The 1039-nt window shown below is 75.4% G+C and carries 1 protein-coding gene; it reads left to right on the forward strand.

Features of this window, described 5'->3' with window-relative positions:
* Window positions 1-139: 139 nt before the first annotated feature.
* Window positions 140-1039 (forward strand): peptidoglycan-binding domain-containing protein (locus H5J30_RS35460; protein WP_181791896.1); only part of this gene is annotated, 900 nt, incomplete at its 3' end.

Below are 1039 nucleotides of genomic sequence, written 5' to 3' on the forward strand. Positions count from 1 at the left end.
ACGCGATCGCGACCCCGTTCGCCGTGCTCGTCGGCACCGACGGGCGCGTCGTGCGCAGCGAACCGCTCGGCTCCGCCGACGCGTTGGGCGACCTGGTCGCCGCAGCCCCCCACCACACCAGTCAGCCGAGGAGCGCGTGATGACCACCCTCGACGAGGTTCCCCAGCTGCGCCGCGCCGGCGCCGCCGACCGGCCCACCCGCCGCCGAAGCACCTCCTCGCTGCCGAGCCTGGCGCCCCGGCGGCGCACCGTGCTCCAGTCGGCGACGGTCGTGGGCTTCGCCGCCCTCGGCGTCTTCGGGGCGGCCAGGGAGGCGTACGCCGACGGCTACGACATCTGGGAGGGCGCGTGCCCCTCCTACGCCTCCGAGCACGACTGCTCCCCCGGCTGCGGCCCGAGCACCGTGCACGCCGCCGCCTGCGAGACGAGCGGCCCGCACGCGGGCTTCCACCGCAACGACGGCGTGACCTGGACCCTGCGCCCCAACCAGTGCTACTCCGGCTCGTACGACGGCTGGCTCTGGGCGTTCAGCGGGGCGTGCGGCGCCTGCGGCTGCGGCATCGAACGGCGCTGCCACGACGGCTACTTCAACTCCGGCTCCGGCTGGGTGCGCTCCATCTGCCGCTGGACCACCGACTGCGGCTGCGAGGGCGCCCTCGCGTGGCCCACGCTGCGGGACGGCTCGCGCGGCCCGGACGTGTCCACGGCCCAGCACCTCCTCGGCTTCCGCGCGTTCCCCACCGAGCCGGACGGGATCTTCGGGCCCGATACGGAGACCGCGGTCACCGGCTTCCAGGAGGCCCAGGGCCTGCAGCCGACCGGCACGGTCAACGCGACCACCTGGACCCACCTGGTGGCCACCGTCCGGCAGGGCGACTCCGGCGCCGCCGTCAGCGCCGCTCAGCGGCAACTCGTCAAGCACGGCTACCCGTTGACGGTGGACGGCAAGTTCGGCACGCTCACGGCGGACGCGGCCCGGGAGTTCCAGCGCGGCGCCGGGCTGACCGTCGACGGCGTCGTCGGCCAGCAGACCTGGCGC

The organism is Streptomyces phytophilus (assembly GCF_013870535.1).
Lineage (GTDB): Bacteria > Actinomycetota > Actinomycetes > Streptomycetales > Streptomycetaceae > Streptomyces > Streptomyces phytophilus.